Genomic DNA, 25,165 nt, shown 5'->3' with positions numbered 1-25,165 from the left:
TTCGCCTCCGTTTCCTTAAGCCACGAACCTGTTGATCGCCGCTTCGATGGTCATCGTTTCACGGGCGCCGGTCTTGCGGTCCTTCACTTCGACCTCGCCGTTCGCGACCGCACGCGGGCCGGCGATGATCTGGACAGGTACGCCGATCAGGTCGGCGGTCGCGAACTTCGTGCCGGCCCGGTCGTCGGTGTCGTCATAGAGCACATCCTTGCCGGCCTTTTTCAGCGCGGCGTAGATCAGCTCACAAGTATCGTCGCAGGCCTCATCGCCCGCCTTCATGTTGATGACGACGACATCGAAGGGTGCGACCGATGCCGGCCAGATGATTCCGTTGTCATCATGCGATGCTTCGATGATGGCGGGAACAAGGCGTGTCGGACCGATACCGTAGGAACCCATGTGAACGAAATGTTCCTTACCATCTGGCCCCTGCACTTTCGCACCCATCGGCTCGGAATATTTCGTGCCGAAGTAGAAGATATGGCCGACCTCGATGCCGCGGGCGGAAAGCCGCTCGGCTTGGGGAACGGCGTCAAAGGCTGCCTCGTCGTGCATTTCCGAGGTGGCCGCGTAGAGCGAGGTCCACTTGTCGAAGATCGCCTTGAGGCCTTCGACACTGTCGAAATCGGTGTTTTCGCCGGGAATATCGAAGCCGACGAAGTCCTTGTGGCAGAAGACCTCGGATTCGCCGGTATCGGCGAGGATGATGAATTCATGGCTGAGATTGCCGCCGATCGGGCCGGTATCCGCGCGCATAGGGATGGCGCGAAGGCCAAGCCGATCGAATGTTCTGAGATAGGCGGCGAACATCTTATTATAGGAATGCTCCGCCCCTTCGCGCGTCAGATCGAAGGAATAAGCGTCTTTCATCATAAATTCGCGCGAGCGCATGGTGCCGAAGCGAGGCCGGATCTCGTCACGGAACTTCAGCTGGATGTGATAGAGATTGAGCGGCAGGTCCTTGTAGGATTTGACGGAGGAGCGGAAAATATCCGTCACCATCTCCTCGTTGGTGGGGCCGTAGAGCATCGGCCGGTCCTGGCGGTCCTTGATGCGCAGCATCTCCTTGCCATAGGCATCATAACGGCCGCTTTCCTGCCAGAGCTCGGCCGATTGCAGGGTCGGCATCGAAAGCTCGATGGCACCGGCGCGGTTCTGCTCCTCGCGGATAATGGCGTTGACCTTGTCGAGCACACGCTTGCCGAGCGGCAACCAGGAATAGATGCCCTGAGACTGCTGGCGGATCATGCCGGCGCGCAGCATCAACCGGTGGGAGACGATTTCCGCCTCCTTGGGGTTTTCCTTAAGAATGGGCAAGAAGTAGCGAGACAGACGCATGGCGATTCCGGAGCAGTTGAGATCCCGCCGGCGAGCGGAATCGAAGATACTTGTGAATGTGGGAGCGTTCATAGCCGCTTCGCGGCGGGAAGGAAACCCGCAACTGCTGTCGGCCGCCTCCCGGATACGCATGTTCGCACCCGCAAAACGAAAGGGCGTGAAAAAGCGCGTATTTATAAGGACTTGAACGAAATTCTTGTCAACAGAAAAATTTTGCTAGAGTGTAGCAAAAATGCAAAAAAAGCTAATGACAAAGCCCAATCTTTGAGCTAGCTTTAGCTCACAAAACAGGCAGGAAGCTAAATTCTTGCTGTACTCGCGGTCAAGTCTTGGGAGGATCAGATCTTAGGCGCGCTCGTCGCAGCCCCGGCAACGGTTACAGATCACGCGATACTTAAAACAAGGCTTCTGGCCTTGTTTTTTTTTGGCTTTTCGCCCTCTCCTCCCATTCAAGCTCCAGACAGCTTCCGTAAGGGAAGCATCTCATTCCGTTAGGCGAGCTCTCTGACGCGCCAGCATGACGCCAATATGCGAGCTCGATTTCCATGATAAGATTTGCATATGCTCAAACTTTGAGCAAAAGCTATCTCAATAGAAGCTAGGCCCGAGTTGTGGAAGGGCATCGAAGCCCCAGCCGAAATAGGTGTCGCAGGCATACCAAGTGCCATAGATCAGCGCCGAGATCAGCGTCGTCAGCGAAAAGACGAAGGCGGCGCGAAAGCGGGTGGGCGCGCTTGGCACGGTGCCGAGCACGATATCGTCGTCTTCCGCCTGGGTGCGCAGCCCGATCGGCAGAACGGCGAACAGCGTCATCCACCAGATGATGAAGTAGACGGCGAATCCCTGAAGGAAGGTCTGGAGCATTATCTTTCCCGGTGGTGTCTTGCCGACAGAACGCGTGAAGCGCAGTGCCGCTTGGAGCTGGCGCACTTATACGGCGGAATAGCGTGCAACTCAAAGCGAAGGAAACATTTCGCCTTCTTTGGGTCATTCTGCCGCAGCGAAACCGTGTCCAATTGTATTTGATTTAGGCCTGTTCGAGTTCGATCAGCGTGCCGAAGAAATCCTTGGGATGCAGAAAGAGCACCGGCTTGCCATGCGCGCCGGTCTTCGGCTGGCCGTTGCCAAGCAGCCGCGCGCCGGCGGCGACCAGCCGGTCACGGGCGAGGATGATATCGTCCACCTCGTAACAGATATGATGCATGCCGCCGGACGGGTTCTTTTCGAGGAAGGTTGCGATCGGCGAGTCCTGCCCGAGCGGCTGCAGCAATTCCACCTTGGTGTTCGGCAACTCGACGAAGACGACGGTGACCCCGTGTTCCGGCAGAGGCTGCGGCTCAGATACCGCGGTCCCCAGCATGTCGCGATAAGCGGCCGTCGCCGCTGCGAGGTCGGGAACGGCGATGGCGATATGATTCACTCGGCCGAGCATGGTCAGACCTTGGTGACGAAGGCGGTGACAACGGGCTTTTTGCCCCAGGCGTGATTTGCGGCTGCGCGGATGGCACGGCGCACGGCCTCCTGCAGCATGTCGATATCCTTGCGGCGGGCACGCGGAATGCTTTCGATGGCGCTGATCGCCGCATCGTAGAGCGTATCCTCCATCTCCTCGCCTTCGTCATCATAAACCGGCAGGCCGATCGAGACGAGGTCGGGATCGCCGAGGATGTCATAACGCCCGTCGAGCACGATGCTGACCGCGACATGGCCGACATAGGAGAGTTTCTTGCGCTCGCCGATACCCATTTCGTCGAAATCGCCGATCAGCAGGCCATCCTTGTAGATGCGGCCATGCGGCGCTTCCGCGATCACCTCGACTGGGCCTGGCGCCAGCCGCAGGATATCGCCATTGCGCACCCGCGGCACGATCGCGATGCCGGACTGCTCGGCCAGCTCCTTATGCGCCGTCAGATGCGTCGCCTCGCCATGCACCGGCACGACGATTTTCGGCCGGGTCCACTCATACATCCGCTGTAACTCGTTGCGGCGCGGATGGCCGGAGACGTGGACGAGCGCCTCGGTATCGGTGATGATATGCACGCCCTGCTCGACGAGGCCGTTCTTGATGTCCTGAATCGCCTTCTCGTTGCCGGGAATGGCACGCGAAGAAAAGACGACGATATCACCTGCCGCAAAGGCCACATTGCGCATCTCGTCACGGGAGAGCTTGGCAAGGGCCGCCCGCGCCTCGCCCTGGCTACCGGTCAAGATGACGACGACCTTGTCGCGCGGGATATAGCCGTACTCCTCCTCGGAAATGAAAGGTTTGACCCCTTCCATCAGGCCGATGTCACTAGCGACATCGACGACGCGCTTCAGCGAACTGCCGAGCAACAGCACTTCGCGGCCGGCCGCCTCGGCAGCCTCGGCTACGGTGCGAATACGCCCGACATTGGACGAGAAGGTCGTGATCGCCACCCGGCCCTCGGCATCCTCGATGATCTTGCGCAGGCTTTCCGACACATCCTTCTCGGAGGGTGAAACGCCGTCGCGCAGGGCGTTGGTGGAATCGCACATCAGCGCCAGCACACCCTCGTCGCCAAGCTGGCGGAAGCGTGTCTCATCGGTCAGAGGCCCGAGCGAAGGCTCGTGGTCGATCTTCCAGTCCCCCGTATGGATGATGTTGCCGGCCGGCGTGCGGATCATCAGCGACATCGGCTCCGGGATCGAATGGTTGACGGCCACACCTTCGATGCTGAACGGGCCGACATTGATCGTGTCGCCTGCCTTGAACGGCGTCACCGGCACTTCGCCGATCGTTGCCTTCTCGAAGTTGCGTTTGGCTTCAAGCAGACCCGATGTAAAGGCCGAGGCGAAAACCGGAGCATTGAGGCCCGGCCAGAGATCGGCGAGTGCCCCGTAATGGTCTTCATGGGCATGGGTGATGATGATTGCCTTGAGATTCTTTCGTTCGCTGGCAAGGAAGCGGATATCGGGCAGCACGAGGTCGACACCCGGCAAGTCAGGTCCGGGAAAAGTAACGCCGCAATCGACCATGATCCACTGGCGATGCTCGGGCGGGCCGTAGCCGTAAAGGGCAAGATTCATCCCGATCTCGCCGACGCCGCCCAGAGGCAGGAATACCAATTCGTCCTGTTTGGCCATAATTTTCGTTTTTTCCGCTATCTAAAAAACACATCACCGGCGGCAATAGACATGATCGTGCCAGCGCCGGTATCGAGCATCAACAAGCCATTATCATCAATCCCGGCGAATTGTCCGGAAATCGACCGGTCCGGTAAATTGACCGTGATCTTTTCCCCGATGCCACAGGCAATGGCGCGCCAGCGCGCGGTGATTTCGGCAATGCCGCGGCCCTGATCCCATATTTCGAGCACATCCGCCATCGCCACGAAAAGGTGGGCGAAAAGTTCCTCCGGCGAAGCCGCGCTCGCATGCTGGCGCAGGCAGGTGACGGGATAGAGCGGATTGTCCGGCATGACCGAGACATTGATGCCGATGCCAACGATCAGCGCATAACGGCCATCCGGCAGCCCCTCGCCTTCGACCAGGATGCCGCAGGTCTTCTTTCTGCCGATGAGAATATCGTTCGGCCATTTGACCTCAAGCGGTTCGCCGCCAGGCGGCAGTACCCTGCGGATGGCCTGGTGAACGGCAACGGCAACCGCCAGCGGCAGCGAGCCGAGGCGCTCCATTGGCGCCGGGTCGATCAGCAGAAGAGACGCGTAGAGATTGCCGCGTTCGGAAACCCAGAGCCTGCCGCGACGGCCCCGGCCGCCGGTCTGCCTCTCGGCCGTCACCCAGAGATTGCCGGGATCCCCCGCCCGGGCTCGGGCGAGGCATTCGCTGTTGGTGGACGATGTTTCCGACAGAGCCTCATGCCTGATATCGCCGAGCGATATCCGGCGTCGTCCGTCGGAGGCCATCAGAAGAGCGTCGCGGCGGCAAGCTCTGCCGCGCCACCGATCGGGCCGCCGATAAGCACATAGGCGGTGACGAAGAGACCGGAGAGACCGAAGACCAGACGCAGGGCGCTGGAGACACGGGCGAATTCGCCGGTCGCTTCATCGAACCACATCAGCTTGATGACACGCAGATAATAATAGGCGCCGACGACCGAGGCGAGAACGCCGATGATAGCAAGCGCATAAAGCTTGGCTTCGATCGCAGCAACGAAGACGAAGTATTTGGCGAAGAATCCGGCGAGCGGCGGAATGCCGGCGAGCGAGAACATCAGCGCCGTCAGCACCACAGCCATGAACGGGTTGGTTGTGGAGAGGCCGGCGAGATCGTTGACGTTTTCGACGACGGTGCCGTCCTTGCGGCGCATCGACATGATGATCGCGAAGGTGCCGAGCGTCATGATCATGTAAATGACCATGTAAAGCATGACGCCGGAAACGCCGGTCTGGTTGCCGGCGGCAAGGCCGACCAGAGCATAACCCATGTGGCCGATCGAGGAATAGGCCATCAGTCGCTTGATGTTCTTTTGACCGATCGCGGCAAAGGAGCCGAGCAGCATCGAGGCGATCGAGATGAAGACGACGACCTGCTGCCAGTCGGCCAGGACTGGCTGGAAGGCGGTTATGACCATGCGTGTCATCATCGCCATGGCGGCAACCTTGGGGGCTGCGGCGAGGAAGGCGGTAACCGGCGTCGGCGCGCCTTCATAAACGTCCGGCGTCCACATGTGGAAGGGAACGGCCGAGATCTTGAAGGCGATTCCGGCGAGGATGAAGACCAGGCCGAAGATGAGGCCGAGCGAACGCGCGCCTTCAACCGAAAGCGCTTGGGCGATCTCGGCGAAATGGGTATGGCCGGTGAAGCCGTAGACCAGCGACATGCCGTAGAGCAGCATGCCGGAGGACAGCGCGCCGAGCACGAAATATTTGAGGCCGGCTTCGGTCGACTTCAGGCTGTCGCGGTTGATCGCGGCGACGACATAAAGCGCCAGCGACTGCAGTTCCAGCGCAAGATAGAGCGAGATCAGGTCGTTGGCCGAGATCATCAGCAGGATGCCGAGGGTCGCAAGCACCAGCAGAACCGGGAACTCGAACTTGTCGATCTGATTTTCGCGGGCATGCCCCATTGTCATGAACAGGGCGACCAGCGAACCGATGAGCGCCACCAGCTTCATGAACCGGGAGAAGCCGTCAGCCATATAGACGCCGCCGAAGGCGAGGCCTTCCGCCGGCACAAAGAGCAGCCACAGGCCGGATGCGAGCAGCAGGACGATGGCAAGGCCGGTGACGGCAAGGCCCGACCGCTCGCCTGAGAAGACGCCGACCATCAACAGGACCAGGGCGCCGACCGCGAGGATGAGCTCCGGCGCGGAAAGATGCAGACTGAGGAGAATTGTTTCAGCGGTCATGTCCGATAAGTCCCGTCATCATTTCATAGACAGCGCAACATTCTGCGCTGCGTGCACGGCGGCCGTGTAGTTGTTGACCAGCAGATCCACCGAGGCGGCCGTCGCATCGAAGACCGGAGCCGGATAAACGCCGAAGAAAATGGTCAGCGCGACCAGCGGATAAAGAATCAGCTGTTCGCGTCTCGAAAGATCGAGCAGCGCCTTCAGCTTTTCCTTCTCCAGGGCGCCGAAGATCACCCGGCGATAGAGCCAGAGCGCATAAGCGGCCGAGAGAATGACGCCAGTGGCGGCAAAGAGCGCGACCCAGGTGTTGACCCGGAAGACGCCGATCATCGTCAGGAATTCGCCGATGAAGCCAGACGTGCCGGGAAGCCCGACATTGGCCATGGTGAAGACCATCATCGCCACGGCATATTTCGGCATGTTGTTGACGAGGCCGCCATAGGCGTTGATCTCGCGGGTGTGGGTACGGTCGTAGACGACGCCGACGCAGAGGAAGAGCGCGCCGGAGACGATGCCGTGCGAGAGCATCTGGAAGATCGACCCCTGAACACCCTGCATGTTGGCGGCGAAGATGCCCATGGTCACGTAGCCCATATGAGCCACCGAGGAATAGGCGATCAGCTTCTTGATATCATCCTGCATCATTGCCACCAGCGAGGTGTAGATGATGGCGATGACCGACATGGCGAAGACGAGCGGCGCGAAATAGTCGGAGGCGACCGGGAACATGCCGAGCGAGAAGCGGATGAGACCGTAGCCGCCGAGCTTCAAGAGCACGCCGGCCAGGATCACCGAACCTGCCGTTGGCGCCTGGACGTGCGCATCGGGAAGCCAGGTGTGGACCGGCCACATCGGCATCTTCACCGCAAAGGAGGCGAAGAAGGCAAGCCAGAGCCAGGTCTGCAGCGCCGGCGGGAACTTGTAGGCGAGCAGCGCGGTGATGTCGGTCGTGCCGGCCTGCCAGTACATCGCCATGATGGCGAGCAGCATCAGCACCGAGCCGAGCAGCGTGTAGAGAAAGAACTTGTAGCTCGCATAGACACGGTCCTTGCCGCCCCAGACCCCGATGATCAGGAACATCGGAATGAGGCCCGCCTCGAAGAAGACGTAGAAGAGCACGATATCGAGCGAGACGAAGACGCCGACCATCATCGTTTCGAGGATGAGGAAGGCGATCATGTATTCCTTCAGACGCTTCTCGATCGAGAGCCAGCTCGCCAGCACGCAGAAGGGCATGAGGAAGGTCGACAGGATGACGAACAGCATGGAGATGCCGTCGACGCCGACGTGATAGCCGATGCCGGTGCCGAGCCAATCATGCTTTTCGAGCATCTGGAAGCCGGGATTGGCATTGTCGAAGCCGACCCAGATGAAGAGAGAGAGGACGAAGGTGAAGACGGTGGTGATCAGCGAGATCCACAGCACGTTCCTTCGACCGCTTTCGCTGTCGCCATTCATCAAGAGCAGGAGCACCACGCCGACGAGCGGCAGGAAGGTGACCGTTGAAAGAATAGGCCAATCGGTCATCAGAAGGAACTCCCGAGCATCATCCAGGTAACGAGCGCCGCAATGCCGAGCAGCATGGCGAATGCATAGTGATAGAGGTAACCGGTCTGCAGGCGGACGACGCGGTCGGTGACGGCTACAACGCGGGCTGCCACGCCGTTCGGGCCATAGGCATCGATGACGCCGACGTCACCCTTCTTCCACAGGAAGCGGCCAAGCGCCCTTGCCGTGCGGACGAAGAGGAAGTCGTAGAGTTCGTCGAAATACCACTTGTTGAGCAGGAAGTGGTAGAGCACGCGGTGCTGCTTGGCGAGGACGCGCGGCGTCTGCGGCGAGCGGATATACATGTACCAGGCAATGACGAAGCCGAGCACCATGGCGATGAAGGGGCTCAGGCCCACCAGCGCCGGAACATGGTGGAACTGTTCGACGAGTTCGTTCTCGGCGCCGGTAAAGAGTGCGCCCTTCCAGAACTCGGCATATTCCTCACCGTAGAACCGGCCTTCGAAGATCACGCCCGCAAACATGGCGCCGAGCGCAAGGATATAGAGCGGCACCAGCATGACCTGCGGCGACTCGTGGACGTGGTGCATGACCTCATGCGAAGCGCGCGGCTTGCCGAAGAAGGTCATGAAGATCAGGCGCCAGGAGTAGAAGCTGGTGAAGAGAGCCGCAATGACCAGCAGCGAGAAGGCGAAGCCCGAGACCGGCGAATGCGATGCATAGGTCGCCTCGATGATCACGTCCTTGGAGAAGAAGCCGGCAAGGCCGATCGGCGTGAAGGGAATGCCGACGCCGGTGATCGCCAGCGTGCCGATGATCATCAGGATGCCGGTCACTTTAATATGCGGCCACAGGCCACCCATGTAGCGCATGTCCTGCTCGCCATCGACGGCATGGATGACCGAGCCGGCGCAGAGGAAGAGCAGCGCCTTGAAGAAGGCGTGCGTAAAGAGATGGAAGATCGCGGCACCATAGGCCCCTACCCCGAGCGCCACGAACATGTAGCCGAGCTGCGAGCAGGTGGAATAGGCGATGACGCGCTTGATGTCGTTCTGGACCAGGCCGACAGTTGCCGCGAAGAAGGCGGTGATCGCGCCGATGACGGTAACGACGGTCAGTGCGTCGGGCGACAATTCGAAGAGCGGCGACATGCGGGCGACGAGGAAGACGCCGGCGGTGACCATGGTGGCGGCATGGATGAGGGCCGAGACCGGGGTCGGGCCTTCCATCGCGTCCGGCAGCCAGGTGTGCAGCAGGAACTGCGCCGACTTGCCCATCGCGCCCATGAATAGCAGCAGGCAGATGCCGGTCAGCGCATGCGCCTTGTCGAGCTGCATGCCGAAGAGGTTGAGGATCACTTCGCTCGCCTCGCCGCCGCCTTCATGCGGGGCGAAATTCGATGCATTAGCGAAGATCGTATCGAGGTTGATCGAGCCGAACAGCACGAAGACGCCGGCAATGCCGAGCACGAAACCGAAGTCGCCGACGCGGTTGACGATGAAAGCCTTCATCGCCGCGGCCGTCGCCGAAGGCTTCTTGAACCAGAAGCCGATCAGTAGATAGGAGGCGAGACCGACGCCTTCCCAGCCGAAGAACATCTGGGCAAGATTGTCGGCTGTCACCAGCATCAGCATGGCGAAGGTGAAGAGCGACAGATAGGCAAAGAAGCGCGGGCGATGCGGATCGGTATGCATGTAGCCGATCGAATAGATATGCACCAGCGTCGAGACCGTGTTGACCACGATCAGCATGACGGAGGTGAGCGTATCCACGCGCAGCGACCAGGAGACGTCGATGCCGCCGGACTGGATCCAGCGCAGCACCTCGACCTTGATCGGCCCGCCTTCAAGATGGCCCATGCCGACGTTAAAGAAGACGATCCAGGACAGGATGCCGGCAATGATCATCAGGCCGCTGGTGACATATTCCGAAGCCTTGGCGCCGATGGCGCGGCCGAAAAGGCCGGCGACGATCGCGCCGATCAAGGGAAGAAAGACAATAGCCTTATAGAGGAACATGAGCCACTCAGCCCTTCATCATATTGACGTCTTCGACCGCGATCGAGCCGCGGTTGCGGTAGAAGACAACGAGAATTGCAAGACCGATCGCCGCTTCGGCAGCCGCGACCGTCAGAATGAACAGCGCGAAGACCTGACCGACAATGTCGTTCAGGAAGTGAGAGAAGGCGACCATGTTGATGTTGACAGCAAGCAGGATCAGTTCGACCGACATAAGGATGACGATGACGTTCTTCCGGTTGAGGAAGATGCCGAAGACGCCGAGCGTGAAGAGGATGGCGCTGACCGTCAGGTAATGGGAAAGTCCGATGACCATGTTCTTTGTTCCTTGACCTGCCTTTAGACGCCCTGCCCGGGCTTGACCGACACCACCTCGACGGCGGTGGCGGGCGTGCGGGCAACCTGCCTTGAGATATTCTGCCGCTTGATGTTGGTGCGATGCCTCAGCGTCAGCACGATCGCGCCGATCATGGCGACCAGCAGCACCAAGCCGGCAATCTGGAAGAAATAGACGTAGTTGGTGTAAAGCACGTCGCCGAGAGCGGCCGTATTCGTACGCTCGCTGAGCGCCGGGATCGGCATGGCGACTGACTTGGCGATATCAGGCGAGATGACGCTGCCGCCGATCACGACGATCAACTCGGCCGCCAGGATGATCCCAATCAACCCGCCGATCGGCGCATATTCGAGCACGCCTGCCCTCAATTCGGTGAAGTCAATGTCGAGCATCATCACCACAAAGAGGAAGAGGACGGCGACGGCGCCGACATAAACGACGAGCAGGATCATCGCCAGGAACTCGGCGCCGAGCAGCAGGAACAGGCCGGCCGCGTTGAAGAACACCAGGATCAGGAACAGAACCGAGTGAACCGGGTTCTTCGCCCAGATGACCATGAACGCCGACGCCACAGCGACAAAGGCGAAAAGATAGAAAAATAGAGCCTGCAGACCCATGTTGGTGCCTTTTTCATCTTCCCCCGGGCAGCCGGGAGTTTCCCTGCCCGATGAAGCTTCGCGGCACTCGCCGGCAAAGCTCCTGTACATATTGACCGCGACAGGAGCGAGCCGCTCCATCACAGCATTTCAGATATCAATCAGCGATACGGCGAGTCGATCGCGATGTTGCGGGCGATTTCACGCTCCCACCGGTCTCCGTTATCGAGAAGGCGCGCCTTGTCGAAATAGAGCTCTTCGCGGGTTTCCGTCGCAAATTCGAAATTCGGACCTTCGACGATCGCATCGACCGGGCAGGCTTCCTGGCAGAAGCCGCAATAGATGCACTTCACCATGTCGATGTCATAGCGCACCGTGCGGCGTGTGCCGTCGTTGCGGCGCGGACCGGCCTCGATGGTGATGGCCTGGGCAGGACAGATCGCCTCGCAGAGCTTGCAGGCGATGCAGCGTTCCTCGCCGTTCGGATAACGGCGCAGCGCGTGCTCGCCGCGGAATCGTGGGGAGACCGGGCCCTTTTCGAAGGGGTAATTGATCGTCGCCTTCTGGCGGAAGAAATAGCGCATCGACAGAAAGAACGCGCCGAAGAATTCCTTGAGGAACAGCGAGTTGATGGAGCTGGACAAGCTTGCCATCTTCAACCTCCAATTTTGCCGGAAACGAGAGCAGGCATCATTACGCCCATCCCATCAGTTTCAGCACGAATGCAACGATAATCACCATAGTGAGCGACAGCGGCAGGAAGACTTTCCAGCCGAGACGCATGAGCTGGTCGTAGCGGTAGCGCGGGACGAAGGCTTTGACCATCGCGAACATGAAGAACACGAAGCATGCCTTCAGCATGAACCAGATGATGCCAGGGACCCAGTTGAGGATCCAGATATCGACCGGAGGCAGCCAGCCGCCGAGGAAGAGGATCGTCGTCAGCGAGCACATCAGGCAGACGGCGGCATATTCGCCTAGCATGAACATCATGTATGGCGAGGAGCCGTATTCGACCATGAAGCCGGCGACAAGTTCCGACTCCGCTTCCGGAAGGTCGAAAGGCGGGCGGTTCGTCTCGGCGAGCGCCGAGATAAAGAAGACGATGAACATCGGGAACAGCGACAGCCAGTGCCAGTCGAGGAACGAGGCCGGCAGGCCGAGCATGGTGCCGAGGCCATTGTGCTGCGCATTGACGATGTCGGTCAGGTTGAGCGAGCCGACGCAGAGCAGAACGGTGACGATGACGAAGCCGATCGAGACTTCATAGGACACCATCTGTGCGGCCGAGCGCAGCGCGCCGAGGAACGGGTATTTCGAGTTCGAAGCCCAGCCGCCCATGATGATGCCGTAGACTTCGAGAGAGGAGATCGCGAAAATATAGAGGATGCCGACATTGATGTTGGCGATCACCCAGCCGTCGGCGAGCGGCACCACCGCCCAGGTCGACAGCGCCAGAAGCACCGTAACCAGCGGGGCCAGCAGGAACACCGCCTTGTTGGCGCCGGCCGGAATGATCGGCTCCTTGAAGACGAACTTCAGAAGGTCGGCGAAGGACTGGAACAGGCCGAAGGGACCGACGACGTTCGGACCGCGGCGCAGCTGCACCGCCGCCCAGATCTTGCGGTCGGCAAGCAGCACGTAAGCGATGAAGACGAGCAGGCAGACGAGAAGCAGCAGCGACTGACCGATCATGATGATCCCCGGCCAGACATAGGTTGAGAAGAAAGAATCCATGAGTTCCTGCCCTTACTCTGCCGCGACTTTGAAATTGTTGCGGGCCAATGCCGAGCACTCGGCCATGACAGCCGAGGCGCGCGCTATCGGGTTCGTCAAATAGAAGTCTTTGACCGGCGACGCAAACCCTGACTTGTTCATCTTGCCGGCTTTTTTCGCGACTGCGGCAATTTGGGCGCTATCGGTTTCGGCGATCTCGTCGATGGCGGCGAAATGCGGGAAAGCGGCATAGAGCCGGCCGCGCAGTTCGCTCAGCGAATCGAAGGGAAGCTTCTTGCCGAGCACGTCCGACAGGGCGCGAATGATCGCCCAGTCCTCGCGGGCATCACCCGGCGCAAAGCCTGCGCGGTTGCCCATCTGGACACGGCCTTCGGTATTGACCCAGGTGCCGGACTTTTCGGTATAGGCTGCGGCCGGCAGGATCACGTCGGCATGGTGGGCGCCGTTATCGCCGTGCGAGCCGATATAGACGGTGAGCTTGGCCTTCTTGGCGGTGAAGTCGAGTTCGTCGGCGCCAAGCAGGAAGAGCACGTCCATTGCCGTCAGCATCTCGGCGGCGCTGACGCCCTTGGCACCGGGTACGAAGCCGAGGTCGAGGCCGCCGACGCGCGAAGCGGCAGTGTGGAGGACGGCAAAGCCGTTCCAGCCGTCGACGACCGCACCGACCGAACCGGCAAGCTTGGCGGCACTTGCGAGTACGCCGGCGCCATCGCTGCGCGACAGCGCGCCCTGGCCGATGATGATCATCGGCTTGGCGGCGTTCTTCAGGACGTCGGCGAAGGCATGACCGCCGTCGACCAGATCCTTCAGTGTGTCAGGTCCGCCGCCGAGATAGTCGTAGCTGTAACGCAGTTCACTGGGCTCGCCGATCACGCCGATCGGGAACTTGCCGCGGCGCCAGCGCTTGCGGATGCGGGCATTGAGGATAGCCGCCTCGAAGCGCGGATTGGCGCCGATGATCAGCAGCGCGTCGGCCTGGTCGATACCAGCAATTGTCGGGTTGAAAAGGTAGCTGGCGCGGCCGAGCGACGGATCGAGTGCCGTCCCATCCTGGCGACAGTCGAGATTGGCCGATCCCAGCGACTTCACCAGTTCGGAGAGCGCATACATTTCTTCGACGGAAGCGAGGTCGCCCGCGATCGCACCAATCTTGTCACCCGAGGTGGCGCTGACAGCAGCCTTGATGGCGCCGAAGGCTTCGGCCCAGCTCGCCGGCTGCAGGCGGCCGTCGCGGCGGACGTAAGGCCGGTCGAGGCGCTGCGTCTTCAAACCGTCCCAGATGAAGCGGCTCTTGTCGGAAATCCACTCTTCGTTGATCGCCTCGTTGACACGCGGCAGGATGCGCATCACTTCACGGCCACGGGTGTCGACGCGGATCGCCGAACCGACGGCATCCATGACGTCGATCGACTCGGTCTTGTTCAATTCCCAGGGGCGCGCGGTGAAAGCAAAGGGCTTGGAGGTGAGCGCGCCGACCGGGCAGAGGTCGACGACGTTGCCCTGCAGTTCGGAGGTCATCGCCTGTTCGAGATAAGTAGTGATCTCGGCATCCTCGCCGCGGCCGATCAGGCCCAGCTCGGAAATGCCGGCAACCTCAGTGGTGAAGCGGACACAGCGCGTGCAATGGATGCAGCGGTTCATCACCGTCTTGACGAGCGGGCCGATATACTTGTCCTCGACGGCGCGCTTGTCTTCCTGGTAGCGCGAGGTGTCGATGCCGAAGGCCATCGCCTGATCCTGCAGGTCGCATTCGCCGCCTTGGTCGCAGATCGGGCAATCGAGGGGATGATTGATCAGCAGGAACTCCATCACGCCTTCGCGGGCCTTCTTGACCATTGGCGTGTTGGTGAAGACCTCGGGCAGTTCGCCATTCGGGCCGCCCCGGATGTCGCGCACGCTCATGGCGCAGGAAGCCTGCGGCTTCGGCGGGCCGCCCTTCACCTCGACAAGGCACATGCGGCAGTTGCCGGCAACCGACAAGCGCTCGTGGAAGCAGAAGCGCGGAACTTCGGCGCCGGCATCCTCACACGCCTGCAATAGCGTGAAATGATCCGGAACTTCGATCTCGTTGCCGTCAATCTTCAGTTTTGCCATCGTCGCTCAGTCCTGTTTCCCGTTTGCCTGAAGACGGCAAACAAACCTGTTTTGCAACATTCTCTTTGCCGAGCCGGATCTTTCGTCCTGCCGGCAGCCGATGTCGCCCAAATTGTCTGTCGCGCGTTCCAGACGCGGAACCCGCACCGGCATCTGCGGCGTGAGGCCCCCGCCCCTTCGCCGATCCGCCCTATTTCCGGCCGGTTTGCACGGCCGGACTGTTCATTTCCTTCTGCGGCCCCGCCCGGCCAGAACCTTCGCCTGCCCAATCCAGTCATCACGCGCGATGCGGCCGCTAAGGCCGAGCTCGGCGTCGAGCCGGGCGATATCCTCGTCGGTCCAGGCGGCAATATCGGCGAAGCCGCGAATGCCTTTGGTGTTCAGCACCTGCTCCAGCTTCGGGCCGATGCCGGCGATCAGCTTGAGATCGTCGGCCTTTGCAGTCCGCTGAGCGGCTTTTGCTTTCACAGCCGGCTTTGGCCGGCTCGCCGGAACCGGTTCGGCAGCCGGCTTGACGACTGTCAGCCTCGGCCCAGCCTTCCGCTCGACCGCAGGATTGTCGGCCGCGGGCTTGCGGAAAGCCTTGACGGCCGGGCGGATATTTTCCGGTCGTATGTCGACCGCCGGCGCCGGTTCGTCGGGCGGCGTGTCATCAAGGGCTGCGGCGAGTTTGCCCGTCGTTTCCAGAGCGCCCTGTAAGGCTCCGAAAAAGGCGCTCGCCATCTGCGTCGAGAGGCCGAAACCGATTGCCGTTGCGGCGGCAAAGGCTGCGGCAGGGTGCGCCATCAGCGGATGCACAGGCATTGCCTGCGCGTTTTCCAGCATCTCGGCGGCAAGACGGCCGAAGCCGGCCGCGAAATCGGCGGTCTCTTCCTTCTTCCCACTCTTGGATGCCTTGTCCGTCATGATTATTCAGCCGCCTCCAAAACCGCCCCGTGGTCGAGCGCACTTGCCGTATACTGGTCGATTCGCTTTTCGATCTCAGGGCGGAAGTTACGGATCAGACCCTGCACCGGCCATGCTGCGGCGTCGCCTAGCGCACAGATGGTGTGGCCTTCGATTTGCTTCGTCACCTGGAATAGCATGTCGATTTCGCGCTTCTGGGCATTGCCCTTGGCCATGCGCTCCATCACGCGCCACATCCAGCCAGTGCCTTCGCGGCAGGGCGTGCACTGGCCACAGCTCTCATGCTTGAAGAACGCGGAGATGCGGGCGATCGCCTTGATGACGTCGGTGGACTTGTCCATGACGATCGAGGCGGCCGTGCCGAAGGAGGAGCCGACACCGCGCAGGCCGTCGAAATCCATCGGGCAATCGATGATGTCCTTGGCCGGAACGATCGGGCAGGATGCGCCGCCCGGAATGACGGCGAGCAGATTGTCCCAGCCGCCGCGGATGCCGCCGGCGTGGCGGTCGACCAGTTCGCGGAAGGTGATACCCATTTCCTCTTCGACGGTGCACGGCTTGTTGACGTGGCCGGAGAGCATGAACAGCTTGGTGCCGACATTGTTCGGACGGCCGATAGAAGAGAACCAGCCGGCGCCGCGGCGCAGGATCGTCGGCGCGACAGCGATCGATTCGACGTTGTTGACGGTCGTCGGGCAGCCGTAGAGACCCATATTGGCGGGGAACGGCGGCTTGAGCCGCGGCTGGCCCTTCTTGCCCTCGAGGCTCTCGAGCAGCGCGGTTTCCTCGCCGCAGATATAGGCGCCGGCGCCGTGATGGACGAAGATGTCCATGTCCCAGCCGAGCTTGTTGTTCTTGCCGAGCAGACCGTAATCATAACATTCATCGATCGCCGCCTGCAGCGCTTCGCGCTCGCGGATATATTCGCCGCGCACATAGATATAAGCGGTATTGGCGCCCATGGCGAAGCTCGCGACGACGCAGCCTTCGATCAGCGTGTGCGGATCGTGGCGCATGATGTCGCGGTCCTTGCAGGTGCCGGGCTCCGACTCGTCGGCATTGACGACGAGGTAATGCGGGCGGCCGTCGCTTTCCTTCGGCATGAAGGACCATTTGAGACCCGTGGGGAAGCCGGCGCCGCCGCGGCCGCGAAGGCCAGAGGCCTTCATCTCGTTGATGATCCAATCGCGGCCCTTTTCGAGGATCTGCTTGGTGCCATCCCAGTGGCCGCGGCTCATCGCGCCCTTCAGGGACTTGTCCTTGAGGCCGTAGATGTTGGTAAAGATGCGGTCTTTATCTTGTAACATGCTTCACCTCTTACCGCGGCTTCTTGCCGAAGACCTTGATATATTCCGCTTCGCCGCCCTTGGCGAGCGCCTTGGCCTGCTTGACCCAGTCGTCACGCTCGATGCGGCCGCGGAAATTCAGGTAGCCATCGACCCATTCGCGCTCGGCCTTCTTCCAGCCAGCGACCTGCGAGAAGGTGAAGATGCCGATTTCATTCAATATCGCCTCGATCTTCGGACCGACGCCGGAGATCATCTTCAGGTCATCCGGTGCGGCGGGCTTTTCGATGCCGGCTGGACGGTTCTTGTCGGTCAGGCTGGGCTTGGACGCCGGAGCGGTTTCGGCCTTGGCCGCAGCAAGCGCCGGCTCGGCAGGCGCCGTGCCGGAAACCGGCTGCTGCGCGGCTGCCTTGGCATTCTTCGCTGCTGCCTTCGGCGCCGTTGCCGGCGTCTTCAAGGCGGCATTGGTCTCGGCATCGGTGCTCTTTGGGCGGCCGGCCTCGGAGGGCGGGACCGGCGCGCCGTCGACCGGCGCCGCCACGGTTTCGGTATCGGCCTTCTTGGCGCGTGTCCTTGCCTTCGGCTCTTCCGTCGTCAGCGAGGTCGGGCCGCCTTCAGGTGCTGAGAATATCCGGTCGATCTGGGTGCCCGGCTTGATGCTCGCGCCATTGCCGGCGGCAAAGGTGTCGATGATCTCTTCGAGGCGCTCCGGCGTCAGGTCTTCGTAAGTGTCCTTCCCGATCATCACCATCGGGGCGTTGACGCAGGCGCCAAGACATTCGACCTCTTCCCAGGAGAGCGTGCCTTCGGCATTGCGCTCGAAGGGATGGGCATGGATCTTGCTCTTGCAGACCGACATCAGCGCTTCCGAGCCGCGCAGCATGCAGGGCGTCGTGCCGCAGACCTGGACATGGGCGCGCGTGCCGATAGGATGCAACTGGAACTGCGTATAGAAGGTCGCGACCTCGAGCACTCTGATATAGGCCATGTCGAGCATGTCGGCGATCTTTTCGATCGCCGCGCGCGTGACCCAGCCGTCCTGTTCCTGCGCCCTCATCAGCAGCGGAATGACCGCCGACTGCTGGCGGCCGGCGGGGTATTTCTGGATCGTCTTGTCCGCCCAGACCGCATTTTCATCGCTGAAGGCGAATGCGGCAGGCTGAAATTGATCTTCGGCTAATCGACGAACGGACATTCTTCCTCACGCCTTGTCAGTTTAGGGTTCCACACCGCGAAGCGGTCAAAGACTGCATTTCGCAGGCATAGGCCGACTGGTCTTTCTGCATAAATACGACGAATTTGCTGCCATTCGGAATGGCGGCCTTGATCTGATAGCCCTTGGACAAAAGCTCGCCCATGGACGATTGCTGCCCCGGCGGCGTCACTTCCTTATGACCCAGCGGCGTGCCGAGGGTGTCGGCCTCCTGGGCCGAAACCCCGGATGCCGCAAGAAGAATTGCGACGGCCAGCGGCAGAAGCTGCATCAGCGGTCCACCTCGCCAAAGACGATATCGAGCGAGCCAAGGACAGCAGCGACGTCGGCGAGCTGATGGCCGCGGCACATGAAGTCCATCGCCTGCAGATGGGCGTAACCCGGAGCGCGGATCTTGCAGCGATACGGCTTGTTCGAGCCGTCGGAGACGAGATAGACGCCGAACTCGCCCTTCGGCGCCTCGACGGCGGCATAAACCTCGCCGGCAGGCACGTGGTAGCCTTCGGTGTAGAGCTTGAAATGGTGGATCAGCGCTTCCATCGAGCGCTTCATCTCGCCACGCTTCGGCGGCACGACCTTGCCGTCGATCGACGAGAAAGGACCGGTCTTCGCATCCGAGAGCAGGCGATTGACGCACTGCTTCATGATGCGGACCGATTGGCGCATCTCGATCATGCGGATCAGGTAGCGGTCGTAATTGTCGCCGTTCTTGCCGATCGGGATGTCGAATTCAAGATCGGAATAACATTCGTAAGGCTGGGCGCGACGCAGGTCCCAGGCAGCGCCCGAACCGCGCACCATGACGCCGGAGAAGCCCCAGGCCCAGCAATCTTCCAGAGAGACGACGCCGATGTCGACGTTGCGCTGCTTGAAGATACGGTTGCCGGTCAAAAGGTCGTCAATGTCGTCGAGCGCCTTCAGGAACGGATCGCACCAGTCGCCGATGTCCTGCACGAGCTTTTCCGGCAAATCCTGGTGGACGCCGCCCGGACGGAAATACGCTGCATGCATGCGCGAGCCGCTGGCGCGTTCATAGAACACCATCAGCTTTTCACGCTCTTCGAAGCCCCAGAGCGGGGGTGTCAGCGCACCGACGTCCATTGCCTGCGTCGTGACGTTCAAGAGATGCGAGAGGATGCGGCCGATCTCCGAATAGAGCACGCGGATCAGCTGGCCGCGGATCGGGATCTGGATGCCGAGCAGCTTTTCGACGGCCATCGCATAGGCATGCTCCTGGTTCATCGGCGCGACATAATCGAGCCGATCGAAATAGGGTACCGCCTGAAGATAGGTCTTGGTCTCGATAAGCTTCTCGGTGCCGCGATGAAGCAAGCCGATATGCGGATCGACCCGCTCCACAATTTCGCCGTCAAGCTCCAGGACAAGACGAAGAACGCCGTGCGCCGCCGGATGCTGCGGTCCGAAATTGATGTTGAAGTTGCGGACGTTATGTTCTGTCATGGCGATCGGGCTCGCGTTCTCAGATATTCGGTGAAAGGCGGGCGCAATCCCACCAGCCGCCTTGAATTATTGCTTCGCTTTTTCATCACCCGGCAGCACGTATTCGGTGCCTTCCCAGGGTGACATAAAGTCAAAGTTTCGGAATTCCTGCTTCAGCTCGACAGGTTCGTAGACCACACGCTTTGCGGCGTCGTCGTAGCGCACCTCGACGAAACCGGTCGTGGGGAAGTCCTTACGCAGCGGATGGCCTTCGAAACCGTAGTCAGTCAGGATGCGGCGTAGATCCGGGTGGCCGGTGAACAGGACACCGTACATGTCCCAGGTCTCACGCTCGAACCAGTCGGCGCCGGGATGGACGGCGCAGGCCGACGGCACCGGCGTATCCTCGTCGGTCGCCACCTTGACGCGGATGCGCAGGTTCTTCTTCGGCGACAGCAGATGATAGACGACGTCGAAACGCAGTTCGCGCTGCGGCCAGTCGACGCCGCAAATGTCGATCAGGTTGACGAAACCGCACTTGGCGTCGTCACGCAGGAAGGTCAGGAGCGGGATCAGGTTTTCACCCGTCGCCGTCAGCGTCAGCTCGCCGTACTTCATCTGCGAGGCGAGGATCAGGTTGCCGCGCGCTTCGCCAAGATAGGAGGCAAGCTCAGTCAGGGCTTCACTCATATGCCTTGTCCTTAACCCTTAGCGTTCGATCGTGCCGGTGCGCCGGATCTTCTTCTGCAGCAGAAGCACGCCGTAAAGCAGTGCCTCCGCCGTGGGGGGACAGCCCGGCACGTAAATATCGATCGGCACGACACGGTCGCAGCCGCGAACAACCGAATAGGAATAGTGATAGTAGCCGCCGCCATTAGCACAGGAGCCCATCGAGATGACATAGCGCGGCTCAGGCATCTGGTCGTAAACCTTGCGCAGAGCCGGCGCCATCTTGTTAGTCAGCGTGCCGGCGACGATCATGACGTCGGACTGGCGCGGCGAAGCGCGCGGCGCAAAACCAAAGCGCTCGACGTCATAACGCGGCATGGAGAGCTGCATCATTTCGACAGCGCAACAGGCAAGACCAAAGGTCATCCACATCAGCGAGCCGGTACGAGCCCAGTTGATCAACTCGTCCGTCGAGGTGACGAGGAAACCCTTGTCGGCGAGTTCGTTGTTGATCTCGCCGAAAAATGCGTCGTTGCTGCCGATCAGCTTGCCGGTCGACGGATCGATGATCCCCTTCGGCTGCGGCGCGACGAGCGGCTGATTGCTCACAGGGGTCACTCCCATTCCAGGGCTCCCTTCTTCCATTCATAGATAAAGCCGATGGTCAGCACGAGGAGGAAGACCATCATGGACCAGAAGCCGAACCAGCCGATGGCGCCGAAGGAAACGGCCCAGGGGAAGAGGAAGGCGACCTCGAGGTCGAAGATGATGAAGAGGATCGACACGAGGTAGAAGCGGATGTCGAACTTCATGCGGGCGTCGTCGAAAGCGTTGAAACCGCATTCGTAAGCCGAGAGCTTTTCCGAATCGGGCGCTTTGAAAGCCACGGCGAACGGCGCAATGAGCAGCGCCAGGCCGATAACGAGCGCAATGGCGATGAAGATAGCGATCGGAATATAGGAACTGAGCAGTTCAGTCATCATGTTCATCCTTGCTTGCCGGAGGCGCCAGGCGGCGCATTTGGGCAATTGCCCGACAAGCGAACGTGCGTTGCAACAAGCCGTGGTTAGCGCAGCCGACGCCGCGGCGCAAGACTTTTACAGAGGCAATTCGACGCGTCGCGGGCGGACATTATCAAGCAGATGCAACGATGTCGCGACAAATCCGCAGAAGTCGATTCAAGCTGCATGCCTGACCCCTGGAAACTGCATGGCTTTCGGAAGAGAATGGCGCGAGTGACGGGGCTCGAACCCGCGACCTCCGGCGTGACAGGCCGGCACTCTAACCGACTGAGCTACACCCGCGCATGACGGACGGAAGAGCCGGACGGCGGCGACTGAACGCCTGCTTTGAAATGGCGCGAGTGACGGGGCTCGAACCCGCGACCTCCGGCGTGACAGGCCGGCACTCTAACCGACTGAGCTACACCCGCACTTCATTTCAAGCAATCCGGATGCCTTCGCACCCTCACCAAAACGGCTGGCCGTTTCGATGAGCGGCTAACTACGGGGTTCGCCTTTTAGTGTCAAGCAGGTTTGGAGACAAAACCATGACAGTCGTTGAATTGTTTCGGCAAAGCCGCTGCAGGAAGAACGAAAGCCGGCAATTCCAACCTCCGCAGCCGTAGCGAGGCACGATCGGAGCCGACAGCGCAGGCAAAATGCATAAGCCCGCGGCTCCCCCTCCCCTTTATCCACAGGCCGACCGAGCCCGTTCGGCAGCGCAGACGAGCAGACCACCGCCAAAAAAATCAAAAATTCTTCACAAACACTCTTGCGGTTTTGCCGCGATCCGCATAGATCACGGCCACCAACGCAGCAGGCCGATCGGCTTCGCCAGCGATGGGCGATTAGCTCAGTTGGTAGAGCGCCTCGTTTACACCGAGGATGTCGGGAGTTCGAGTCTCTCATCGCCCACCATTTTTCCTCTTGAGTTTCGAAGAGTAATGTAGCCGCAGTGATCTGCCCCTGATTGGCTCAATGCAGCTATCTGCCTATGCAGAAGCCATCTCACATGAACGCGACCCGACATTCGGCAAGACATTCCGGCACAGCATAGCTGTCCGGCAGGTCAAATGCGGCGCCGTCTGGGAAGCCAGGTTCCACCAAAACGGACTACTCCAGCCTCCGCGCACCTCCTATTAGGCGAATGGATGAGGGCGGGCAAAAATGAGACTATTCGTCGCCCGGAAGTCTCCGCGCTTGAAGGCTTACGGCGCCGGGGGGTACCATGAGAACTCTATGCTCCGCATTGACGCTGTGCATTGCGATTGCCCTTTGCACGCCAAGCTCCATCTATGTCAGCCTGCCCGGATACGCCTTCAAGACGAATCCGAAATGCCAGCGCCACGTACCGAAGACGAAGTTTGACAGAAGGTGCGACCAGCCGATACTGGGCTTCAAGGACTTTACGCCTCCGCTTGTGACCGTCCTCGGGATCTGAAGATCCTGCTCGGCTGCCGGCAAATCATCCCTTCGCCAACTCCTGATCCACCGCCGAAACCAGCCGCGAATCATCTGCCGTCACATCGGGCGCGAAGCGGGCGGCGACTTTGCCGTCGCGGCCGATCAGGAATTTTTCGAAATTCCAGAGAATGTCATCCTCGTCGCCGCCTGATATGCCGTGGGCATTCAGGCGTTCGCGCATCGGACCCTCGCCCGTCGTCTTCACGCCCGATTTGGTCAGCTGCCGGTAGAGCGGGTGCTGGGCCTCGCCCTTGACCGAGATCTTAGAAAAGATCGGGAAGGTGACGTCGTAGGTGGTGGTGCAGAAATCGAGGATCTCGGCGTCCGTGCCGGGTTCCTGGCCCTTGAAGTCGTTGGCGGGGAAAGCGGCGATGACGAAGCCGCGCTCGCGCTTTTCGCCATAGAGTCTTTCAAGCCCCTCATATTGCGGCGTCAGCCCGCATTTCGACGCGACGTTGACGATCAGAAGTACCCTGCCCTTGTATTCGTTCAGCGTAGTCTGTCGACCATCCACCGTCTTGACCGGAATATCCAGCACATTGCCCGTCATGGGAACCTCCAATTGGCACGGATCGTTCCGGGAGCTTAGCGATATCGCCGCTATTGTCATCAGGGTGAAGATCAACTCGACGTCAGCATCCCCGGCGTCGCCGTTTGGCGACACCGGGGGAGCCCGTCAGGCGGGCGAGGTTTCCCGTACGTCATCGAGTAGGAAATGGACGACGAGATAATCCGTCTTGTAGTGGCGGCCGCTGTCCGAGACGGATTCGACGCTGCCACCATCCTTTGGATGCCAGGGATGATAATGAGGGTTGGTGGTGATGAGCGTGATGGCCTTGCCGGCGAACGGTCCTTCGCCCAAGCGGAAGCGCATCTCGGCGAGCGGCCAGATTCGCTCGTAATCTTCCATGGCGATGCGTGCCTTCAGCGCTTTCCGGTGCAGCGGCTCGCCGGCGCCTGCTTCTGCGGATGATTCCAGCATCACTTCTTCGGCATGGGCAATGATGGCATTGAACTCTTCGGGCCACATCCGTCTCATGAAGTCGCTCCTCCCAGGGCTCTTTCGTCATTCACAGGCGAAACTTAACCTTTTGTCCGCAAGAAGCAAATTCTTGTCATGCCGTTGTCATCCGCCTCGGCTGCTCCTACGTTCCCCTCGAACCGCACAAGGGCCGTCAGCCGGCCCCAATCCCGAGATCAAAGATGAAGACACGTGAAGAAAGGCAGGCGCTGCGGGCGAGCATGCCGCGCACCCCGCTCAGCGCCCATCATATAGAAAACGCCCGGCTGCTGCCGGATCGGGGCGAACTGCTCTACCGGATCCCGAATGGCGGCATCGGCGTCGAGGTGGGAGCGGCCTTCGGCGAGTATACGGCGGAGATCCTGGAAAAGAATCGCCCGGCCCAGCTTTATCTCATCGATCCCTGGTCGATGGATCGCTACAGCTCCGGGCTCGACGCGATTCACACGAATTTCGCGGCCGAGATCGAGGCTGGCCGGCTGCACCTGATGCAAGGCACATCGCTCGACAAGCTCGCCGAATTCGAGGATGACTTCCTCGACTGGGCCTATATCGACACCGATCATTCTTTCGAGCTCACCTGGCAGGAGCTCCTGCTCTGCGAGAGGAAGGTGAAGCGCACAGGACGCATTGCCGGCCATGATTTCTGCACCGGCAACACCGTCAAACCGATCGTCTACGGTGTCGTCGAGGCGGTTACGAAATTCTGCAAGGATTATGGCTGGCAATTCGAATTCCTGACGGTCGAATCACACGCGCATTTTTCCTATTGCCTGAAGCGCCTTTGATCAGTTCACGCCTTGCCGGAATATTGTTCGTCGCTGACCTTTTCCATCCAGTCGACATGGCTGCCGTCCAATGCCTCGTGAATGGCAATATGCGTCATGGCCGTCTCCGGGCCGGCGCCGTGCCAGTGTTTTTCGCCCGGCGCAAACCAGACGGTGTCGCCGGCGCGAATCTCGCGAATCTCCCCGCCCCAGCTCTGGGCAAGGCCCTTGCCTGAGGTGACGATCAGCGTCTGGCCGAGCGGATGCGTGTGCCAGGCGGTGCGGGCTCCGGGTTCGAAAGTGACGGAGGTTGCCTTCACCCTTGCCGGCGTCGGCGGCTCGATCAGCGGATCCTGCCGAACGGCGCCGGTAAAATAGTCGGCCGGCGGCTTCATCGAGGGGCTGGAGCCAGCGGGCTTGATCTCCATGATCGT

26 protein-coding genes and 3 tRNA genes are annotated in these 25,165 nt (G+C 60.6%); 3 read left to right on the top strand and 26 right to left on the bottom strand.

Features of this window, described 5'->3' with window-relative positions; all coding sequences use genetic code 11:
• Positions 1–15: 15 nt before the first annotated feature.
• The 23 genes from proS to NXC14_RS08400 all read right to left on the bottom strand — a co-directional run bounded on the left by proS (position 16) and on the right by NXC14_RS08400 (position 21,910).
• Positions 16–1,338 carry a proline--tRNA ligase gene (proS, locus tag NXC14_RS08510; RefSeq protein WP_085780039.1) on the bottom strand — a complete coding sequence of 441 codons (1,323 nt, stop codon included), beginning with the start codon at positions 1,336–1,338 and terminating at the stop codon, positions 16–18.
• Positions 1,339–1,926: 588 nt separating this feature from the next.
• Entirely contained in the window at positions 1,927–2,202 is a 276-nt protein-coding gene (locus NXC14_RS08505; protein ID WP_085777788.1) for a DUF1467 family protein, read from the bottom strand.
• A gap of 163 nt (positions 2,203–2,365) precedes the next feature.
• Positions 2,366–2,770, bottom strand: coding sequence for a methylmalonyl-CoA epimerase (gene mce / locus NXC14_RS08500; protein ID WP_085777787.1), 405 nt, complete (start codon positions 2,768–2,770; stop codon positions 2,366–2,368).
• Positions 2,771–2,772: 2 nt separating this feature from the next.
• Positions 2,773–4,443, bottom strand: a complete 1,671-nt coding sequence (locus NXC14_RS08495) for a ribonuclease J (protein WP_085777786.1) — start codon at positions 4,441–4,443, stop codon at positions 2,773–2,775.
• Between the two features lie 17 nt (positions 4,444–4,460).
• Complete coding sequence (locus tag NXC14_RS08490) at positions 4,461–5,225, bottom strand: biotin--[acetyl-CoA-carboxylase] ligase (RefSeq protein ID WP_085777785.1); 765 nt, start codon at positions 5,223–5,225, stop codon at positions 4,461–4,463.
• Positions 5,225–6,670, bottom strand: a complete 1,446-nt coding sequence (gene nuoN, locus NXC14_RS08485; RefSeq protein WP_085777784.1) for an NADH-quinone oxidoreductase subunit NuoN — start codon at positions 6,668–6,670, stop codon at positions 5,225–5,227. Before nuoN ends, NXC14_RS08490 begins: the two co-directional genes overlap by 1 nt.
• Before the next feature lie 18 nt (positions 6,671–6,688).
• Positions 6,689–8,200, bottom strand: coding sequence for an NADH-quinone oxidoreductase subunit M (locus NXC14_RS08480; protein WP_085777783.1), 1,512 nt, complete (start codon positions 8,198–8,200; stop codon positions 6,689–6,691).
• Positions 8,200–10,200 (bottom strand): NADH-quinone oxidoreductase subunit L, encoded by a 2,001-nt coding sequence (gene nuoL, locus NXC14_RS08475; protein ID WP_085777782.1) that lies wholly within the window; start codon positions 10,198–10,200, stop codon positions 8,200–8,202. Before nuoL ends, NXC14_RS08480 begins: the two co-directional genes overlap by 1 nt.
• A 7-nt stretch (positions 10,201–10,207) precedes the next feature.
• Positions 10,208–10,516 (bottom strand): NADH-quinone oxidoreductase subunit NuoK, encoded by a 309-nt coding sequence (gene nuoK / locus NXC14_RS08470; RefSeq protein WP_010066755.1) that lies wholly within the window; start codon positions 10,514–10,516, stop codon positions 10,208–10,210.
• Between the two features lie 23 nt (positions 10,517–10,539).
• Complete coding sequence (locus NXC14_RS08465; protein WP_011424932.1) at positions 10,540–11,154, bottom strand: NADH-quinone oxidoreductase subunit J; 615 nt, start codon at positions 11,152–11,154, stop codon at positions 10,540–10,542.
• 140 nt (positions 11,155–11,294) lie between these two features.
• Positions 11,295–11,786, bottom strand: coding sequence for an NADH-quinone oxidoreductase subunit NuoI (gene nuoI, locus NXC14_RS08460; RefSeq protein WP_004680064.1), 492 nt, complete (start codon positions 11,784–11,786; stop codon positions 11,295–11,297).
• A 40-nt stretch (positions 11,787–11,826) separates the two neighbouring features.
• The gene (gene nuoH / locus NXC14_RS08455; protein WP_085777781.1) at positions 11,827–12,870 is read right to left on the bottom strand and encodes an NADH-quinone oxidoreductase subunit NuoH; all 1,044 of its coding nucleotides are present in this window, start codon (positions 12,868–12,870) and stop codon (positions 11,827–11,829) included.
• 12 nt (positions 12,871–12,882) lie between these two features.
• Positions 12,883–14,964, bottom strand: coding sequence for an NADH-quinone oxidoreductase subunit NuoG (nuoG, locus tag NXC14_RS08450; protein ID WP_085777780.1), 2,082 nt, complete (start codon positions 14,962–14,964; stop codon positions 12,883–12,885).
• A 222-nt stretch (positions 14,965–15,186) separates the two neighbouring features.
• On the bottom strand, positions 15,187–15,870 hold the full coding sequence (locus NXC14_RS08445) for a 5' DNA nuclease (RefSeq protein ID WP_085777779.1): 684 nt from the start codon (positions 15,868–15,870) through the stop codon (positions 15,187–15,189).
• A gap of 2 nt (positions 15,871–15,872) precedes the next feature.
• Positions 15,873–17,177, bottom strand: coding sequence for an NADH-quinone oxidoreductase subunit NuoF (gene nuoF / locus NXC14_RS08440; RefSeq protein WP_085777778.1), 1,305 nt, complete (start codon positions 17,175–17,177; stop codon positions 15,873–15,875).
• Positions 17,178–17,187: 10 nt separating this feature from the next.
• Entirely contained in the window at positions 17,188–18,351 is a 1,164-nt protein-coding gene (locus NXC14_RS08435; protein WP_085777777.1) for an NADH-quinone oxidoreductase subunit E, read from the bottom strand.
• A 16-nt stretch (positions 18,352–18,367) separates the two neighbouring features.
• Positions 18,368–18,640, bottom strand: coding sequence for a hypothetical protein (locus NXC14_RS08430; protein ID WP_085777776.1), 273 nt, complete (start codon positions 18,638–18,640; stop codon positions 18,368–18,370).
• Positions 18,640–19,830 carry an NADH-quinone oxidoreductase subunit D gene (locus NXC14_RS08425; RefSeq protein ID WP_085777775.1) on the bottom strand — a complete coding sequence of 397 codons (1,191 nt, stop codon included), beginning with the start codon at positions 19,828–19,830 and terminating at the stop codon, positions 18,640–18,642. Before NXC14_RS08425 ends, NXC14_RS08430 begins: the two co-directional genes overlap by 1 nt.
• A gap of 66 nt (positions 19,831–19,896) precedes the next feature.
• On the bottom strand, positions 19,897–20,499 hold the full coding sequence (locus NXC14_RS08420) for an NADH-quinone oxidoreductase subunit C (RefSeq protein ID WP_085777774.1): 603 nt from the start codon (positions 20,497–20,499) through the stop codon (positions 19,897–19,899).
• Positions 20,500–20,517: 18 nt separating this feature from the next.
• Complete coding sequence (locus NXC14_RS08415) at positions 20,518–21,102, bottom strand: NADH-quinone oxidoreductase subunit B (protein WP_085777773.1); 585 nt, start codon at positions 21,100–21,102, stop codon at positions 20,518–20,520.
• Positions 21,093–21,458: an NADH-quinone oxidoreductase subunit A gene (locus NXC14_RS08410; protein WP_010055493.1), complete on the bottom strand. Its 366-nt coding sequence runs from the start codon at positions 21,456–21,458 to the stop codon at positions 21,093–21,095. The genes NXC14_RS08415 and NXC14_RS08410 overlap by 10 nt, the downstream gene beginning before the upstream one ends.
• Before the next feature lie 247 nt (positions 21,459–21,705).
• Positions 21,706–21,782 (bottom strand) — tRNA-Asp (locus NXC14_RS08405).
• A gap of 51 nt (positions 21,783–21,833) precedes the next feature.
• Positions 21,834–21,910: transfer RNA gene (locus NXC14_RS08400), tRNA-Asp, on the bottom strand.
• A 411-nt stretch (positions 21,911–22,321) separates the two neighbouring features.
• Between NXC14_RS08400 and NXC14_RS08395 the strand changes: the two genes are divergently transcribed.
• Positions 22,322–22,397, top strand: a tRNA-Val gene (locus NXC14_RS08395).
• A gap of 310 nt (positions 22,398–22,707) precedes the next feature.
• On the top strand, positions 22,708–22,920 hold the full coding sequence (locus tag NXC14_RS33940; RefSeq protein ID WP_085777772.1) for a hypothetical protein: 213 nt from the start codon (positions 22,708–22,710) through the stop codon (positions 22,918–22,920).
• Between the two features lie 24 nt (positions 22,921–22,944).
• Here the strand turns inward: NXC14_RS33940 and NXC14_RS08385 are convergent, their stop codons facing one another.
• Positions 22,945–23,493, bottom strand: coding sequence for a glutathione peroxidase (locus tag NXC14_RS08385; RefSeq protein ID WP_085777771.1), 549 nt, complete (start codon positions 23,491–23,493; stop codon positions 22,945–22,947).
• 126 nt (positions 23,494–23,619) lie between these two features.
• Entirely contained in the window at positions 23,620–23,982 is a 363-nt protein-coding gene (locus NXC14_RS08380) for a hypothetical protein (RefSeq protein ID WP_085777770.1), read from the bottom strand.
• A gap of 164 nt (positions 23,983–24,146) precedes the next feature.
• On the opposite strand from NXC14_RS08380, the gene NXC14_RS08375 reads away from it, so the two are divergent.
• Entirely contained in the window at positions 24,147–24,752 is a 606-nt protein-coding gene (locus tag NXC14_RS08375; RefSeq protein WP_085777769.1) for a class I SAM-dependent methyltransferase, read from the top strand.
• 5 nt (positions 24,753–24,757) lie between these two features.
• On the opposite strand, the gene NXC14_RS08370 is transcribed toward NXC14_RS08375, so the two are convergent.
• Positions 24,758–25,159 carry a cupin domain-containing protein gene (locus tag NXC14_RS08370; RefSeq protein WP_085777768.1) on the bottom strand — a complete coding sequence of 134 codons (402 nt, stop codon included), beginning with the start codon at positions 25,157–25,159 and terminating at the stop codon, positions 24,758–24,760.
• Positions 25,160–25,165 lie beyond the last annotated feature (6 nt).

The sequence above is a fragment of the Rhizobium sp. NXC14 genome (genome assembly GCF_002117485.1).
In the GTDB taxonomy this organism is placed as follows: domain Bacteria; phylum Pseudomonadota; class Alphaproteobacteria; order Rhizobiales; family Rhizobiaceae; genus Rhizobium.
The sequence above is the reverse complement of the archived record's forward strand: the minus strand, read 5'-3'. Positions and strand labels throughout refer to the sequence as shown.

What these genes read in the sequence shown, in the direction of transcription:
- NXC14_RS08370 (WP_085777768.1), bottom strand. Translation starts at nt 25,159, where the DNA reads ATGGAGATCAAGCCCGCTGGCTCCAGCCCCTCGATGAAGCCGCCGGCC.
- NXC14_RS08490 (WP_085777785.1), bottom strand. Translation starts at nt 5,225, where the DNA reads ATGGCCTCCGACGGACGACGCCGGATATCGCTCGGCGATATCAGGCAT.
- nuoL (WP_085777782.1), bottom strand. Translation starts at nt 10,200, where the DNA reads ATGTTCCTCTATAAGGCTATTGTCTTTCTTCCCTTGATCGGCGCGATC.
- NXC14_RS33940 (WP_085777772.1), top strand. Translation starts at nt 22,708, where the DNA reads ATGAGAACTCTATGCTCCGCATTGACGCTGTGCATTGCGATTGCCCTT.
- NXC14_RS08435 (WP_085777777.1), bottom strand. Translation starts at nt 18,351, where the DNA reads ATGTCCGTTCGTCGATTAGCCGAAGATCAATTTCAGCCTGCCGCATTC.
- NXC14_RS08480 (WP_085777783.1), bottom strand. Translation starts at nt 8,200, where the DNA reads ATGACCGATTGGCCTATTCTTTCAACGGTCACCTTCCTGCCGCTCGTC.
- nuoG (WP_085777780.1), bottom strand. Translation starts at nt 14,964, where the DNA reads ATGGCAAAACTGAAGATTGACGGCAACGAGATCGAAGTTCCGGATCAT.
- nuoH (WP_085777781.1), bottom strand. Translation starts at nt 12,870, where the DNA reads ATGGATTCTTTCTTCTCAACCTATGTCTGGCCGGGGATCATCATGATC.
- mce (WP_085777787.1), bottom strand. Translation starts at nt 2,770, where the DNA reads ATGCTCGGCCGAGTGAATCATATCGCCATCGCCGTTCCCGACCTCGCA.
- NXC14_RS08430 (WP_085777776.1), bottom strand. Translation starts at nt 18,640, where the DNA reads ATGCAGCTTCTGCCGCTGGCCGTCGCAATTCTTCTTGCGGCATCCGGG.
- nuoF (WP_085777778.1), bottom strand. Translation starts at nt 17,177, where the DNA reads ATGTTACAAGATAAAGACCGCATCTTTACCAACATCTACGGCCTCAAG.
- NXC14_RS08495 (WP_085777786.1), bottom strand. Translation starts at nt 4,443, where the DNA reads ATGGCCAAACAGGACGAATTGGTATTCCTGCCTCTGGGCGGCGTCGGC.
- NXC14_RS08425 (WP_085777775.1), bottom strand. Translation starts at nt 19,830, where the DNA reads ATGACAGAACATAACGTCCGCAACTTCAACATCAATTTCGGACCGCAG.
- NXC14_RS08375 (WP_085777769.1), top strand. Translation starts at nt 24,147, where the DNA reads ATGAAGACACGTGAAGAAAGGCAGGCGCTGCGGGCGAGCATGCCGCGC.
- NXC14_RS08410 (WP_010055493.1), bottom strand. Translation starts at nt 21,458, where the DNA reads ATGACTGAACTGCTCAGTTCCTATATTCCGATCGCTATCTTCATCGCC.
- NXC14_RS08420 (WP_085777774.1), bottom strand. Translation starts at nt 20,499, where the DNA reads ATGAGTGAAGCCCTGACTGAGCTTGCCTCCTATCTTGGCGAAGCGCGC.
- nuoK (WP_010066755.1), bottom strand. Translation starts at nt 10,516, where the DNA reads ATGGTCATCGGACTTTCCCATTACCTGACGGTCAGCGCCATCCTCTTC.
- NXC14_RS08465 (WP_011424932.1), bottom strand. Translation starts at nt 11,154, where the DNA reads ATGGGTCTGCAGGCTCTATTTTTCTATCTTTTCGCCTTTGTCGCTGTG.
- NXC14_RS08385 (WP_085777771.1), bottom strand. Translation starts at nt 23,493, where the DNA reads ATGACGGGCAATGTGCTGGATATTCCGGTCAAGACGGTGGATGGTCGA.
- nuoI (WP_004680064.1), bottom strand. Translation starts at nt 11,786, where the DNA reads ATGGCAAGCTTGTCCAGCTCCATCAACTCGCTGTTCCTCAAGGAATTC.
- NXC14_RS08445 (WP_085777779.1), bottom strand. Translation starts at nt 15,870, where the DNA reads ATGACGGACAAGGCATCCAAGAGTGGGAAGAAGGAAGAGACCGCCGAT.
- NXC14_RS08380 (WP_085777770.1), bottom strand. Translation starts at nt 23,982, where the DNA reads ATGAGACGGATGTGGCCCGAAGAGTTCAATGCCATCATTGCCCATGCC.
- proS (WP_085780039.1), bottom strand. Translation starts at nt 1,338, where the DNA reads ATGCGTCTGTCTCGCTACTTCTTGCCCATTCTTAAGGAAAACCCCAAG.
- NXC14_RS08505 (WP_085777788.1), bottom strand. Translation starts at nt 2,202, where the DNA reads ATGCTCCAGACCTTCCTTCAGGGATTCGCCGTCTACTTCATCATCTGG.
- NXC14_RS08415 (WP_085777773.1), bottom strand. Translation starts at nt 21,102, where the DNA reads ATGGGAGTGACCCCTGTGAGCAATCAGCCGCTCGTCGCGCCGCAGCCG.
- nuoN (WP_085777784.1), bottom strand. Translation starts at nt 6,670, where the DNA reads ATGACCGCTGAAACAATTCTCCTCAGTCTGCATCTTTCCGCGCCGGAG.